The 14,212-nt window shown below is 62.0% G+C and carries 14 protein-coding genes; 8 read left to right on the top strand and 6 right to left on the bottom strand.

The window, feature by feature from the left end:
• Positions 1-76 precede the first annotated feature (76 nt).
• Entirely contained in the window at positions 77-1,168 is a 1,092-nt protein-coding gene (gene ychF / locus HNQ60_RS23600) for a redox-regulated ATPase YchF (protein ID WP_184335238.1), read from the top strand.
• A 24-nt stretch (positions 1,169-1,192) separates the two neighbouring features.
• Here the strand turns inward: ychF and pcaD are convergent, their stop codons facing one another.
• The 3 genes from pcaD to HNQ60_RS23585 are packed head-to-tail and all read right to left on the bottom strand — an operon-like array spanning position 1,193 to position 3,751.
• Entirely contained in the window at positions 1,193-1,993 is an 801-nt protein-coding gene (pcaD, locus tag HNQ60_RS23595; protein WP_184335237.1) for a 3-oxoadipate enol-lactonase, read from the bottom strand.
• Between the two features lie 25 nt (positions 1,994-2,018).
• Positions 2,019-2,405, bottom strand: coding sequence for a 4-carboxymuconolactone decarboxylase (pcaC, locus tag HNQ60_RS23590; protein ID WP_184335236.1), 387 nt, complete (start codon positions 2,403-2,405; stop codon positions 2,019-2,021).
• Positions 2,402-3,751 (bottom strand): lyase family protein, encoded by a 1,350-nt coding sequence (locus HNQ60_RS23585; RefSeq protein ID WP_184335235.1) that lies wholly within the window; start codon positions 3,749-3,751, stop codon positions 2,402-2,404. The genes pcaC and HNQ60_RS23585 overlap by 4 nt, the downstream gene beginning before the upstream one ends.
• Before the next feature lie 155 nt (positions 3,752-3,906).
• Here HNQ60_RS23585 and HNQ60_RS23580 point away from each other — a divergent pair, with 155 nt between their 5' ends.
• From HNQ60_RS23580 to HNQ60_RS23555, 6 genes are all read left to right on the top strand, one after another.
• Positions 3,907-4,365: an acyl-CoA thioesterase gene (locus HNQ60_RS23580; protein WP_184335234.1), complete on the top strand. Its 459-nt coding sequence runs from the start codon at positions 3,907-3,909 to the stop codon at positions 4,363-4,365.
• A gap of 9 nt (positions 4,366-4,374) precedes the next feature.
• The gene (gene pcaH, locus HNQ60_RS23575) at positions 4,375-5,085 is read left to right on the top strand and encodes a protocatechuate 3,4-dioxygenase subunit beta (protein ID WP_184335233.1); all 711 of its coding nucleotides are present in this window, start codon (positions 4,375-4,377) and stop codon (positions 5,083-5,085) included.
• The gene (locus HNQ60_RS23570; protein WP_184335232.1) at positions 5,082-5,564 is read left to right on the top strand and encodes a dioxygenase family protein; all 483 of its coding nucleotides are present in this window, start codon (positions 5,082-5,084) and stop codon (positions 5,562-5,564) included. The genes pcaH and HNQ60_RS23570 overlap by 4 nt, the downstream gene beginning before the upstream one ends.
• 326 nt (positions 5,565-5,890) lie before the next feature.
• On the top strand, positions 5,891-6,115 hold the full coding sequence (locus HNQ60_RS23565) for a hypothetical protein (RefSeq protein WP_184335231.1): 225 nt from the start codon (positions 5,891-5,893) through the stop codon (positions 6,113-6,115).
• A 170-nt stretch (positions 6,116-6,285) separates the two neighbouring features.
• A complete protein-coding gene (locus HNQ60_RS23560) occupies positions 6,286-6,618 on the top strand; it encodes a YciI family protein (RefSeq protein ID WP_184335230.1) in 333 nt (110 codons plus the stop codon).
• A 117-nt stretch (positions 6,619-6,735) separates the two neighbouring features.
• On the top strand, positions 6,736-8,643 hold the full coding sequence (locus HNQ60_RS23555) for a serine hydrolase domain-containing protein (RefSeq protein ID WP_184335229.1): 1,908 nt from the start codon (positions 6,736-6,738) through the stop codon (positions 8,641-8,643).
• Between the two features lie 9 nt (positions 8,644-8,652).
• Here HNQ60_RS23555 and HNQ60_RS23550 read toward each other — a convergent pair whose 3' ends face one another.
• The 3 genes from HNQ60_RS23550 to HNQ60_RS23540 form a co-directional block, all read right to left on the bottom strand.
• The gene (locus HNQ60_RS23550; RefSeq protein WP_184335228.1) at positions 8,653-9,363 is read right to left on the bottom strand and encodes a LytR/AlgR family response regulator transcription factor; all 711 of its coding nucleotides are present in this window, start codon (positions 9,361-9,363) and stop codon (positions 8,653-8,655) included.
• Entirely contained in the window at positions 9,360-10,454 is a 1,095-nt protein-coding gene (locus HNQ60_RS23545) for a sensor histidine kinase (protein ID WP_184335227.1), read from the bottom strand. The genes HNQ60_RS23550 and HNQ60_RS23545 overlap by 4 nt, the downstream gene beginning before the upstream one ends.
• Before the next feature lie 140 nt (positions 10,455-10,594).
• Positions 10,595-11,659, bottom strand: coding sequence for an SMP-30/gluconolactonase/LRE family protein (locus HNQ60_RS23540; protein ID WP_184335226.1), 1,065 nt, complete (start codon positions 11,657-11,659; stop codon positions 10,595-10,597).
• Positions 11,660-11,779: 120 nt separating this feature from the next.
• Here HNQ60_RS23540 and HNQ60_RS23535 point away from each other — a divergent pair, with 120 nt between their 5' ends.
• Positions 11,780-14,206 (top strand): TonB-dependent receptor, encoded by a 2,427-nt coding sequence (locus tag HNQ60_RS23535; protein ID WP_184335225.1) that lies wholly within the window; start codon positions 11,780-11,782, stop codon positions 14,204-14,206.
• Positions 14,207-14,212 lie beyond the last annotated feature (6 nt).

The raw sequence follows: 14,212 nt of genomic DNA, 5'->3' as shown, positions 1-14,212 counted from the left end.
GCGACCTGACAACTCTTCCCGCCCTTCCGATTCCGAACTAACCGCCAACCGCTAACCGCCAACCGCTTCTCTCCTTATGGGCATCAAATCCGGCATCGTTGGTCTGCCTAACGTAGGCAAGTCCACACTCTTCAATGCGCTGACGCGTGCGCAGATCGCGGCGGAGAATTATCCGTTCTGCACCATCGATCCGAACGTCGGCATCGTGCCGGTGCCGGATCCGCGCCTCAATGAGCTCGCGAAGATCGTCAGTCCCGAGCGCATCCTGCCGGCGACGGTGGAGTTCGTGGATATCGCGGGTCTCGTGGCGGGTGCGAGCAAGGGCGAAGGGCTGGGTAACAAGTTCCTGTCGCACATCCGTGAGACGGACGCCATTACTCACGTCGTCCGCTGCTTCGAGAACGATGACATCGTGCACGTGTCCGGTCGCATCGGGCCGCTCGATGATATCGAAGTGATCAATACGGAACTGGCGCTCGCCGATCTCGATACCGTCGACCGCGGTCTGCTGCGAGCAGAGAAAGCGGCGAAGGCCGGCGACAAGGACGCGATCAAGCAGCGTGACCTGCTCAAGAAGCTGAAAGAGCATCTCGACTCCGGCAAGCCCGCCCGTTCGCTGGTGAAGGATCCCGAAGAGCGGAAGCTGATCCAGGAACTGCAGCTGATCACGCTGAAGCCGCTGATGTACGTGGCGAACGTCGCAGAGGACGGTTTCACCAACAACAAGCATCTCGATGCAGTGAAGGCTCGCGCCGTGGAAGAAGGGTCGGAAGTCGTTGCTGTCTGCGCCGCCATCGAAGCGGAGATTGCGCAGCTCGAAGAGGCCGACCGTGCGGATTTCCTCGCGGAACTGAAGCTCGACGAGCCCGGCCTGAACCGCGTGATCCGCGCGGGTTACAAGCTACTCGGACTGCAGACTTACTTCACCGCGGGTGAAAAGGAAGTGCGCGCCTGGACCGTCAAGGTTGGTGCAACGGCGCCGCAGGCCGCCGGCGTCATTCATACCGATTTCGAGAAGGGCTTCATCCGCGCGGAAGTCATCGCCTATGACGACTACATCGCGAACCAGGGCGAGCAAGGGGCCAAGGAAGCCGGGAAGCTGCGGCTCGAAGGCAAGGAGTACATCGTCCACGAAGGCGATGTGATGCACTTCCGGTTCAATGTGTGAGCAAGCGATCGGGTGATCGAGCGATCACTCGGTCATCGTCTCACCGCCGCCGAGAAACTCCACCAGCGTCTGGGTGAACTCGTCCGCCTGCTCGATATTCGACAGATGCGCCGCGTCGAGCAGTGTGAGCTTCGCGTCGGGAATCGAGCTCGCGATCAATTCGGCTTCCGACGGCGGTGTGGCGGGATCTTTCGACCCGCCGATCACGAGCGTCGTGGTGCGGATCGACTTGATGGACTCGCGCTGGTCCATGTCCCGGATTGCCGTACAGCACGCGACGTAACCCTGCACTGAAGTGTTCAGCAGCATTTGCCGGACACGCTCGACCCGTTCGGGTTGTGCCGACCGGAACTCCGGGGTGAACCAGCGGCCGAGCACGGCTTCGGTCAGTCCCGCCATGCCTTCCTTCTTCGCCGTCGCGATCCGCGAGTCCCATCCGTCTTTCGGCGGCATGTAGGGCGATGTATTGCACAGTGCTGCCTTCAGCACGCGATCCGGCCATTTCTGCGCGATGTACATAGCCGTCATTCCGCCGAGCGACAGGCCGCACAGATGAGCGCGAGCGATTCCGCACGCGTCCAGAATGGCGAGCGCGTCTCGGGCAAGATCGTCGATTGTTGCTGTCGTATGCGATCCGGCGGTCGATTCACCGTGGCCACGCGCGTCATAGCGCACGACTTCGAACCGCTCCTGTAACGCGCTCATCTGGTCGTCCCACATCTCGAGGGTCGTTCCGAGTGAATTGATCATGAGCAGCGCCGGGGCGCCGGATCGCGGCGTGTGGTCGCAGCGCAGCTGCACGTCCTGGGATTGAATGAGCTTCATCGGGAACCCTCTTGCAGTCCAAACATCACGGCGGCGGGTTGAGTTCCGAGATGACTGCCTGTGCGTGATGGATCGCGGTATTTGCGGCTGGGACACCGGCGTAGATCGCGCTTTGCAGGATGACCTCCTTGACCTCGTCCTGCGTGAGCCCGTTGTTGAACGCGCCGCGGACGTGGAGCCTGAATTCCTCCCACCGGCCGAGAGCGATGCAGGTAGCGAGCACCATGCAGGAGCGCGTCTTGCGATCGAGCCCGGGCCGGCTCCAGATCTCACCCCAAGCGTAGCGCGTGATCAGGTCCTGGAATTCGCGGTTGAAGTCGTTGAGATTGCCGGTCGCGCGATCGACCCACGCATCGCCCAGTACCGCGCGGCGATGCTGCATGCCGAGTTCGTGGCGCTCTTTCTCGTTCATGAATTTCCGCCCGGGGAAGCTGTTCGCTGTTCGAGATAGTGCCGTGCGGCGGCATCGGCAGCAGCGACGTTGCGATCAATGGAGAACAGCGCATCGAGCTGCTCCGGCGGCAGTGCATGAGGTGCGTTGCGCAGTTCCTGCGCGACGACCTCCCGCAACGGACGATGTTTGGAAATCGCGATGCGCGTCCACTCCTGCACCGTATCGTGAGCAACATCGCGCCCCATTGCGGGAGCGAGCGCTTCGGCAACCGCGCTCGCGCCGATAAGCTCGAGCGCGGCATCGAGATTCGCCTGCATTCGCTGAACATCGACGCGCAAGCCTCGAAAGCTCTGAGTCACCGCGAGTACGGCGCCGTGAGTGAGGCTGCAGAGCTGAGGCAATGCAATCCATTCTGCGTGCCAGGCTCCGGCGGCGCGCTCGTGCTCCTGAACCATCGCGGCGAGCAGCGTGCTGGCGAGTTGCGGAGTGACGATAGCGGCGGCACTCGCAGCAACCGAATCCACCGGGTTGTGCTTGTGAGGCATCGCCGACGACCCGCCCTTGCCGGGCGCCGGTGCCTCTGCGAGCTCAGCGACATCGCTTTGCATCTGCAGCGCAATGTCGTGCGCGATCTTGCCGAGATGCCCCGTCAGCGTTGCGAGCGCTGTGCCGCATTCGACGATGCGCACGCGATTCGTGTGCCAGCAGATTTCCGCGGGTTGCAGTCCCAGTCGCAAGGCGACGCCGCGGACGAGTGGGAGAGCGAGGGGGCCGGCGGTGCTCAGCGTACCGACGGGTCCGCCGAGCTGCAGACAGAAGTGCGTCTGCATCAGTTGCATCATTCGTTGCGCGCATTGATCGAGTCCCGCGAGCGCCGCCGCGAGCTTGTAACCGAACGTCGTCGCCGCTGCGTGCTGCAGCAGGGTGCGGGCGATCATGGGCGTGCGAACGTGAGCATGAGCGAGCGTCGCGATCGCTTCGCGCAACTGCGAGAGATCACGAATGATCGCCGCGAAGGTTTCGCGTAGCGATAGAACCGTCGCCGTGTCGATGACGTCCTGGCTGGTCGCGCCGTGATGAACCCACGCCGCAGCCTCGGGATCCGAAGCTCTGACCAGTGCGGTGAGTTGCTTCACGAAGGGAATCGCGGGATTGCCGGCAACTCGCGCCGCCGAAAGATCGATGCGTGCGATCAGCTTGCGATCCGCGCAAGCATCCGCGATCGCCCGGGCAGCGGGTTCGGGAATCAATCCGAGCTCGCCCTGGACCCGTGCGAGCGCACCCTCGAAGGCGAGCATGTGCGCAATCTGCCGTTCGGCGGCGAACAGGCCAGCAACCTCTGTGCTGTGAAACTGAGCGTCCAATCGCTTACCCTGTGATTGCGGCGTTGCCATCCGCGAATGGGCTCATATTAAAGGAGCGGCCGCGTGCGGGCATCGGCCGATGTGCCGTGATTTGCCGACATTGTGTCGATCCCGTATAACGGCGCCAGCGCATACAGTAAGGTGCCCAGACAATTATGGAAACAGGCGGCAGTGCTCCTCCCCCTCCGGTGGGTGCGATCTTCCGGCGCGAAGTCCGGATCGAATGGGGCAATTGCGACCCGGCGGGGATCGTGTTCTACCCGCGCTACCTCGAACTGTTCGATGCGAACACCGCGTACCTGTTCGAGTCCGTCGGCCTGCCGAAGCCCACGCTGGTGAAGACTTACGACATCGTCGGCATGCCGATCGTCGATGTGCAGGCGAAGTTCTTCATGCCTTCCACGTTCGGCGACCGCATCACCGTCGAGAGCCGCATCGGCGAGTGGCGCCGCTCCGGTCTGCGCGTCGACCACCGGTTGCTGAAAGAGGGCAAAGTGGCTGTCGAAGGCTACGAAAGCCGCGTCTGGGCGGGAAAGGACCCGGAGAAGCCGGGCGGCATCAGGACCAAACCGGTACCACAGGAAGTGATCGACCGATTCAACTCTGCGCACTGAGGTGTTGCGATGAGTTCGCTGCCGGTCTACTCACGCGAGGCATTGCAGGCCGATCCGCCGTACCTGCATCCGCCGTATGCCTCGACGCGATTGCGTTCGCCTCGCGAACCGCTGGTCATCGTGCCGCATACGCTTTCAGAGTTGAGCGGCCCGGCATTCGGGCATTCCGATGTTCGACCGGAAGACGCCGATCTCACGGCACACGGGCAGGGGCAGCCGATCGGTGAGCGCATCATCGTTCACGGCCGGCTGCTCGATGAGAAGGGCCGCGCGATCCCCAACTCGCTCGTGGAGGTGTGGCAGGCGAATTCGACGGGACGATACCGGCACGCGCGCGATCAGCATGACGCGCCGCTCGATCCCAATTTCTTCGGCGCGGGGCGCTGCCTGACGGACGCGGAAGGCCGCTATCAGTTCACGACGATCCGTCCCGGCGCATATCCGTGGGGGAATCATCCGAACGCCTGGCGCCCGGCACACATCCACTTCTCGCTCTTCGGCCCGTGCTTCCTGACGCGGCTCGTGACGCAGATGTATTTTCCGGGCGATCCGTTGTTCCCGTTCGATCCGATCTTTCATTCGGTCCCGGATGCGAAAGCCCGTGAACGCATGATCGCCCGATTCGACCTGCAGGCGACTCGCCCCGAATGGGCGCTGGGATTCCGCTTCGACATCGTCCTGCGCGGACCCGAAGAAACACCGATGGAGCATGGCCGATGAGCGTCACGCCGTCGCAGACCGTCGGTCCGTATTTTCAGATCGGATTGATCCACGAACGCTGGTCGAGCCTGGCTGGCAACGGCGAGCGGATCACAATCGAAGGCTCGGTGCTCGACGCCGAAGGCGTGCCCGTTACCGATGCAATGATCGAGATCTGGCAGCCGGACAACAAAGCGTTCGGCCGATTCGCGACTGATCCCTCGACGGGCCGCTTTGCTTTCGAGACTTCGCGGCCAGTGTCGATGGGACCGGATGCAGCGGCTCATCTGTGCGTTGGAGTTTTCGCACGCGGCCTGCTCAAGCGGCTCTACACACGAATCTACTTCGACCCGACAGCGATCAATGGGAATGACCCGATCTTGAGCCTCGTGCCTTACGCACGGCGGCCCACGTTGGTCGCGGTTTCGACGGGGGATCGGCGCTATCGCTTCGATATCCGGTTCGCCGGAGAAGGCGAAACGGTGTTTCTGGAGTGCTGATGAGGTCGCCGCGAATGCTGCTTGCACGCGGCCAATGTCGACATCAGCTCGTCCTCCGGCCAGGCTGCGCCTTCGGAAATTTCCATGTGCTGGTCTGGTCCGTGCTCGCCGAACGACTCTCGTCGGTCGAACTCCGATGTACCAAAGAACCCAGCTACGTCGCGTTCATTGGCATTGCACGTGCAATAACGAGATCGATGAGAAGGGAGCGACATCCCACGCAAACTATTCAGTCCAGTTCACTCCCAGGGACATGCTCGCTACGGTCTTCCTCACTGCTCGGCAACGTGCGCCTGAGCAGAGTTCATCAACTCGAGGAGACTGATATGAAATCGAGCATCGTCAAGCAAGCCGCACAACGAGTGCTGCAGGCATGCACCGTGGTCGTGCTGTTGAACGCGCCAGTGATTCAAGCTGATGAGTTCGGAGATGATCCGCCCATCTGCATGAAGAAGCCGTACTTGCCACAATGCAATCCAGAGCCCGTCGATCCGCCGCCGCCGGACCCGTGGCCCTGCGATTTTTCGCCGTACGGGTGCCGGTGGTTCTGAGTAGTCTGCGCGCCGGTCATTGTGCTGACCGGCGCGCGCTGTTCCAGTCACGCCCAAGCTGGAGAGACTGTTCGCTACCTCGGAAGTAGGTCGATGCAGGAGCGGCCAGAAGCGGTCGCGGAACTTCAGCTGACGCCAAACCTTCTTCCAGCATTGACGCGGAGGTGGTCATGGCGAAGTTCATCACTGTCGGGTACGGCGACGAGAAGGGCTACGAGCGGACGGATTCAGCCGTGCGGAATGCCGCACATGCGCATGATGCGAGCATGAAAGCCGGCGGTGCTTTGATTGGTATGGCGGGCCCGCCCGTTCAAGTGCGCAATCACGACGACGCGAGTCTTCAGACGGCGCCTGGCGCTTACATGCGCAGCAGTCTGCCGATTGCAGGATTTGCGGTGATCGAGGCAGAGGACATGCAAGAGGCCATCGCGTTGGTCTCGAAGACTCCATGCGCGGTCGCCCATGGGGTGGTCGAGGTATGGCCACTTCAGGAGCTGTCTTAGGCCCGAAATTCGCCGTTCGAGTGCCGATTTCGACCGTTCCTCACGCCGCAACGGAAGCGCCAGCGGCACCGCTTAGATTGGCCCCGCGACGGCATTCGTCGTTTCGGGAGAGCGCACATGCGTTTGGCCACGTTCGTGGGATCGATGTTTCTGAATCTGCTGCTGGCGGGTGTGGCGATATCAGCGCCGCTCGAGCGGGCCGATCTGGAAGCCTGGCTTGATGGCTTGATGCCCAATGCACTACGCAGCGGTGACATCGCCGGCGCTGTCGTGGTGGTCGTCAAGGACGGCGAGGTTCTGGCACAGAAGGGCTATGGATACGCGGACGTTACGACGCAGACGCCCGTCGATCCTGAGCGCACTCTTTTCCGTCTGGGTTCCGTCGCGAAGCTCGTGACGGACACGGCGGTGATGCAGCAGGTGGAGGCAGGCAAGATCGACCTCGATGCCGACGTCAACCAGTACCTGGATTTCAAGGTGCCGACCCTTGGCAAGCCAGTGACCGTGCGGAATCTCATAACGCACACCGGCGGCTACGAGGAGATGCTCCACGGCCTGATGTTCAGCGATCCGGACACGTTGCCGAACCTCGAAACGTTCGTGAAGAAAACCAAGCCCGACCCGATCTTCCCGCCGGGCGAAGTGCCTTCGTATTGCAACTACTGTGTCGCGCTCGCGGGCTACGTCGTGCAACGCGTGTCAGGCGAAGATTTCGATGACTACCTCGACCGGCATGTTTTCGCACCGCTCGACATGAAGCGGTCGACATTCAGACAGCCCGTGCCCCAGGCGCTGAGCGCGGACCTTTCACAGGGCTATCGAAGGGGCTCGTCGCCCGCCGGGTACTTCGAGCTCGTCGGTCCGGCACCCGCGGGCAGTCTCACCTCGAGCGGTGCCGACATGGCGCGATTCATGATTGCCCATCTGCAACTCGAGAGTGGAGCGCGTCCGGACCTGCTGGGGCCGGACACGGCTCGGCTGATGTACCGATCGATGTTCCAGGCTGCGCCACCGACTCACGGCAACTCACTTGGTTTCTTCGACCGCAGCCGCAATGGCCGGCGCGTCATCGGTCACGCAGGCGATACGCAGTTCTTCCACAGCGACATGCTACTGTTCGCGGATGACGGTGTAGGGCTGTTCATGTCGTTCAACAGCCAGGGTAAGGAAGGTGCTGCCTATCGGCTCCGCGATGCGCTGTTCGAGTTGTTCGCCGATCGCTATTTTCCAGCTGCGGTGCCGAATGAACCTGCGACGAGTACTGCGGTCGAGCACGCTCGCGAGGTCGCGGGGCTCTACGCGACCTCGCGCCGAGCTGAAACGACATTCTTCAACGTGGTGTCGCTGGTCGGGCAGACGCAAGTCGTCGCCAAAGAGGACGGTACGCTCGTCATTCCGCATCTGACTGGCGCCAACGGTGAGCCGAAGTCGTGGCGCGAGGTCGCACCGTATGTCTGGCGTGAAGTCGGTGGGCATGAACGTCTCGCGGCGCGCATCGAGGACGGCAAGATCCGATTCCTCGGATTCGATTCGGCCGGCGGAATCGAGGTCCTTGTGCCCGTTCCGGCGTCGCGGTCCTCGGCGTGGATCAAACCGCTGATGCTGGTGACGATCGCTATTCTGATCGCTGCCGTTGTTTCATGGCCCGTCGGAGCGCTGACTCGCCGCTACTACCGTGCGCCTCTTGATCGGACGGGCTTGGCGAAGCTCGCGCATCGCCTGGTGCGCGTCGTCGCGATTCTGGGGCTCACGTTCCTGGTGGGATGGATGGTGGTGGTCCAGTCGGGTCTGTCGAACCTTGCCTCGTTCGACGGCAGGTTGAATGGTGGGCTTACGCTGCTCCACATCGTGGGCCTGCTCTGCATCGCTGGTATCGGCGTGACGATCTGGAACGCGAAGCTCGTGTTCACGAGCGGCGCGAAGTGGTGGAGCAAGCTCTGGAGCGTGACCCTCGTCGGTGCAATGCTCGCCGTCGTGTGGTTCGGTCTCGCGTTCAATCTGATCGGTCTGACCTTGCGCTACTGAGCGCTTGGGTCAGATCGTCGTCAGCGTGCGGAAAATCCGGGCCTGCCGTCTCGAGATCTCGATCTCCGGTCCATCGCGCAACTGTGCATGGAGCTGCCCGCCGACGCCGAGGTCGACGCTCTCGATGAAGTCGAGGTTGATGATCTGGCGGCGGTTGGCGCGAAAGAACCGCCGCGGATCGAGACGTTGTTCCAGGCTGCTCAATGGGCGCGCAAGCAGCGGCTGGGCCTTGCCCCAATGCAGTCTCACGTAGTTGCCTTCAGAAACGATGAGGCTCACTTCCTGAAGCGGTACGAACCAGCACCTCGGACCGTCGCGAACGAACAGGCGCTCGATTGCCGGCTCCTGCGAGGTGGGCTGAAGTTGGTGTGACTTCGCAGCGTGAAGCCTCGCGACCGCGGCTGCCAGCCGCTCCGGCTCGATCGGCTTCAGCAGATAGTCCAGTGCGTTGACCTCGAATGCGTGCACGGCGTGATGATCGTACGCCGTCGTGAAAATGACTTGCGGAGCCTGATCGAGGCGCGCCAGCAGATCAAAGCCCGTGCCGCCCGGCATCTGGATGTCGAGAAACAGCAGTTCGGGCTGCCAGCGCTCGACGCCTGCGACGGCCTCTTCGACATTCGCAGCCTCGCCGACGATCTCGATGGTCGGGAACGACGCCAGTAAACGTCGCAGTTCGCGACGTGCCAGCGGCTCATCGTCCACGATCATTGCTTTCATGATTCGCGAGGCATGCTGATGCGCGCCAGTGCCAGGTCGGCGTGCGAGAGGTCGAGCTCGAAGCTCGCGCGGGCACCGAACAGCAATCGCAGGCGCTCCGCGGAGTTGCGTACACCGATTCCATCCGGGCTGGCGGGGTGCTCGCTCGCGGGCCGCGGGTTCTTCACCTCGATATGCAGGGTGTCGCCGTGAAGCGCTGCCGAGATCGTCAAAGTGCCCCCTTCGAGAAGATGCGCGATGCCGTGCTTGATCGCATTCTCCACGATCGTTTGCAACAGCATGACGGGAATGCGCACCCCGAGGACGCTCGCTTCGATGCGACGCTCGATACGCAGCCGGTCACCGAAGCGCAGCGATTCGAGCGCCAGATAATCGTCGACGATCTCCAGCTCGCGCTCCAGGGTCACGAGTTCTTCCTGACCCGAACGCAGCGTGTAGCGCAGTGTGCGCGCCAGTTGCGTAACTGCATTCTGTGCACACTCCGGATCATCTGCGATGAGCGCACGTACGCTGTTGAGGCTATTGAACAGAAAATGCGGATTGAGTTGCGACTTGAGCAGCCGCAGCTCGGAGAGTTGCAGCGCCCGGGTGAGCTCGGACTGCCGCAGCATCGCAACGTGCTGGTCGCGCAGCGAGGTGAGTCCGAAGTAGATCGCGATCCAGAAGAAGAACGCCAGGCTCCAGTTGCAGGTGCGCACGAACATCGGATCCAGCAGGAAACCTGGGATCTGCGGCAGAACGACTTCATCACCGAGCACCCACATGGGAGCGATCGATGTGAAATGCATCGCCAGGCCGAGCAGCGTGCCAAGGGCAACACTGACGGCCAGGCTCCGCGGCAGGAGTGCGCGCAACGGCATCGTTGACCAGCGATGGCGTCGCATGAAGTTTCGCAGCAGATGCGTGAGCGCGATGGCTGCTGCATTCAACGCTGCGATCTCCGCCAGTGCGCGACCAGCCGGTACGTGGAGCGCTTCGATCGCGTTGTACAACTGCGCGAGACCATAGAGGCCCCAGCCTGCGAACTGACACGCCCAGTAGGTGCGCGCGTCGGCGGGGCGGGCGTCGGTATCGAGATATTCGTACACCATGGCCGCCAGCATAGGCGTCGGGACAAAGAAGTCACTTCTCGGTGTCGAACGGTCGAGACGGCATGGTGAGCGGTCCGACGCCTGTGACCGGCGGCACGGCCGATCGTGGCCGGTCTACCGCATCAGTGCGCAGGATGGCGTCATTTCGGGAGTTTGAACCGCGCGAGCGTCCATCGGGTCACGTCTTCTTCCCACTCGTCACCCGCAGTAGGCGTCAGTGGCAGGGCCAGGTTAGCGACAATCATCCAATCACCCACAGCGGTCGTACTGGCGGGGAACAGGAGTCCGGTCGGCGCGCCGTGCTGGTCGATTCCCATGAACGCGCCCGCGCGAACTCGTTCACGTCCCTGCTCGTCCAGTGCGACCACAGCGTCGGCCTGATTTGCAGCGACCCACAACATACCTCGATGAAACATGAGCCCATCGGCGCCGTGCACGCTTTCGGCCAGGACAGAAATCGGTCCACTGGGCAGGGGCATGCGCAGTACGCGGCCGTCACCTGCGTTGTTGATATAGAGGATCGATTCAGCCGCGTTCAGCGCAAGACCGTTAGCGCCGAAGGGTAGTGCACCCGCCGTTGCCAATAGCGGATCTCTGACCAGCGTTTCAACTTTGCAAGGCTTGCAGGTCGTTGCGTCAGCGATTCGGTAGATTGCGCCCTGGAACGAATCGGACACATAGAGGGTGCCACTGCGATCGAACTTCAAACCGTTGATCGCAGGCAACCCCGCCGAGCCGAATCGGATGTCGTCTTTGCTTCCATCGGGATTGGACACGAGCCGTGGGGCAGGAGCAGGAGGTGCCAGTGCCCCAAAACTCGCGACGTCCACGATCTCGGAGGCCGCATGAAAGCGGCCAGGCACCCGTTGAAGCCTGGATGCACCGAAGTTCAATACATAGACGTACCCGTCCCGGAACTCGATTCCCGTCAACGGTGTCGCGCCGAAGCCTCGACGGGAAAGAAGGCGCCCGTCCTCGGAGTATCGCAGCAGCTGGTTGTTGCGTTCGTTCTGCGGTAGCCGCGCGTCGAACGTGGCCACATAGATCTCGCGTGTCTCGGGGTCGCTTGTGATGCTCTCCGGATGGCGCACATCCGCAGGCAGGGACACAAACTGTTCGACATCGAGCCGGAGCGGGCCTTCGGCGTGAACCTGTGTGGACGCGAGCGCGATCGCCAGAAACAGAGTGCATGTTGTTCGTGTCACGGTTGTTCCCTGCCCAGTGAAGACTGATCATTGGCCAATCGGGCCCGTACAGATTGGACATGCGTGCGGTTCCGGGGCCTGTTGACCGGGGCACAGCGATGGTTTGTAGTTCGCGTCCCCATGCCTACCACCGCCGTTTCACTGAAGACCGTCTTGATGGCGGTGTCCGTCGCCGCGTCCATCCCGACTGCAGGGGCACAGACACAGGTCGATGCTCCCGGCTCCGATGTTCTCGAGTCGATCATCGTTACCGCCGGCAAGCACCGCGAGAGGCTCCAGGATCTTCCAGCATCGATCTGGGTCGCGACGGAGGAGAATCTTTCGCGCAGCGAGGTTCGCGATTTCGATGATCTGGTGCGTATAGCGCCGTCGCTGACGATCACCAAAACGACCCAGCCGGCGAACAACAGCATCAATATCCGTGGCGTAGGGACTTATGCGTTTTCCATCGCGACGAAACCCAGCGTTTCCGTCATCGTGGATGATGTTCTCCAGTCCTTTCAGGCACAGGCGTTCCAGGCGCTCGCCGACGTTTCCCAGGTCGAGATCCTGCGAGGTCCGCAGAGCACGCTTTTCGGAACTTCGGCCACGGCGGGTGTGGTCAACATCACCACGAATTCCCCCGGCCCGGTCTTCGAGGCCGGGGGCAAGGCCATGGCGACCGATGATGGTGAAAGCCGTCTCAGTGGCTTCCTGTCAGGTCCGGTGACCGATGAGCTGAGTGCTCGTTTGTTTGTGGGTGCAGTCTCTGATCGCGGCAACCTCTACAACACCTTTACGCAGAACTGGGTCAACGGTCATCGCGATGTCTTCGCGCGTGCAAAGCTTCTCTGGGAGCCCTCTGAGCCGTGGACTGTCGCACTGTCCGCGTACTGGAGTGACACCGAAGCCTCGTGCTGCACATGGGCGTCTCAATCCGTGAGCCCCGGCGTCACCTTCGGCAGGTTCCAGGGTTATCGGGCTCCTCAGGCGGATGTATTGAACGGCATTACGCCGGGTTCGAGTAATCGACTCATTTCGGCGGACGTTGACCCACGCGGGGATGCGGTCGACTACGGCGGGAGCGTGAAGGTTGAACGACGCATCGGCGAACTCTCGCTGCTTTCAATCACCGCGTTGAACCGGTATCAACTCGAGGACAGGCAGGATACCGATGGCACAGCCTTCAACTGGGGGCCCGGAGGAGCTGGGATTTCTGGCGCCATTCCCGGAGGGTCCGCGAACGGAGGATGGTTCCAGGTCGACTCCATCACCGAGGAATTGCGACTCGTATCGCCCCAGGAGGATCGCTTCAGGTTCCTCGCCGCACTCTACTTCAATCAGACGGATTCGGAACGGTCGTTCGTTCGCGGGTCCAATACGCTGACGCAGTACGGAACGTTGACCACGGTACCCGCGACGGGCTCCGCATACTCAACGTACCTTGCCAATGCCCGTGCAACGAACTACGCACTCTTCGGAACCGCCTCGTTCGACGTGACGAGTCGTTTCGGCATCGTTGCAGGCATGCGGGTCAATCACGAGGAGCTGAGCTACTCGTTGATCGATCGCTTCAATCAGGTCACGTTCGGGGTTCCAGATTGCTCGACATCGACGACCAGCGGCTTGGCGGTGTCAACGTGCGATGACTTCGATTCGTTTTCTGGAAAGGTGGCGATCACCTATGAAATCACGCCCGCCATGATGCTCTTCGCGGGCTATGACCGGGGGTACAAGGGCGCAGCCTACGATCTGACCAGCACCTACACGATGCGCTCACCCGTCACAGCGACAGGCCCCTACCAGGGCTTTCCCATTGGGGACGCAGTCGCGGCTCAGCAGCCGGTCGCGCCGGAAACCGTCGATGGTTATCAGTTTGGCGTGAAGGGGCAGCTGAACCCTCGGCTGTACTGGAGTCTGACGCTGTTTGACCAGGTGTTTCATGACTTTCAGGCTCAAAGTCGCGATGAGCTCACGCAGCAGAACATTCTGAACAGCATCGAGCAGGCGACGACCCGTGGTGTCGAGGCGGAGGTGACAGCATCGCTGGGAGAGCGGCTGTCGCTGACTGCCAGCGGCAGCTACAACGAAGCCACGATCGACGAGTTTCCCGGTGCACCGTGTTTTTCGAGTCAGACGCCGGGCCTGGGCTGTGTCGCCGGAAAGCAGGATCTTTCGGGCCGGCCATTGCCGAATGCACCCCGGTGGAAATTCAGTCTCGATGGACAGTTCGAGCAACCGCTCATCAACGGCTACTCAGCTTTCGCTGCCGCAAGCTGGCACTGGCAATCGAGCGTCATGCATAGCCTGCTGCAGGATCCGATGTCGGTGCAAGACTCGTACGGACTCCTCAATCTCGCCGTCGGAATCGAGAGCAACCGGTGGAGGCTGAAGGCGTTCTGCGTCAACGTGCTCGATCAGAATTATTCCCTGACCAGGGGCCGCGATGGCGCCTGGAATATCAACCCCTACGGCGCAGCTGCCGCACCGACGAGCGACGCGACACGCTGGACGCCGGGCAGTGACAGCGCACGCTATCTGGGCCTCGAGCTCAGCGTTCGCTACTAGCTTACG

This window comes from Povalibacter uvarum, from assembly GCF_014202975.1.
Lineage (GTDB): Bacteria > Pseudomonadota > Gammaproteobacteria > Steroidobacterales > Steroidobacteraceae > Steroidobacter > Steroidobacter uvarum.
This window is presented reverse-complemented; position numbering and strand designations above follow the sequence as displayed.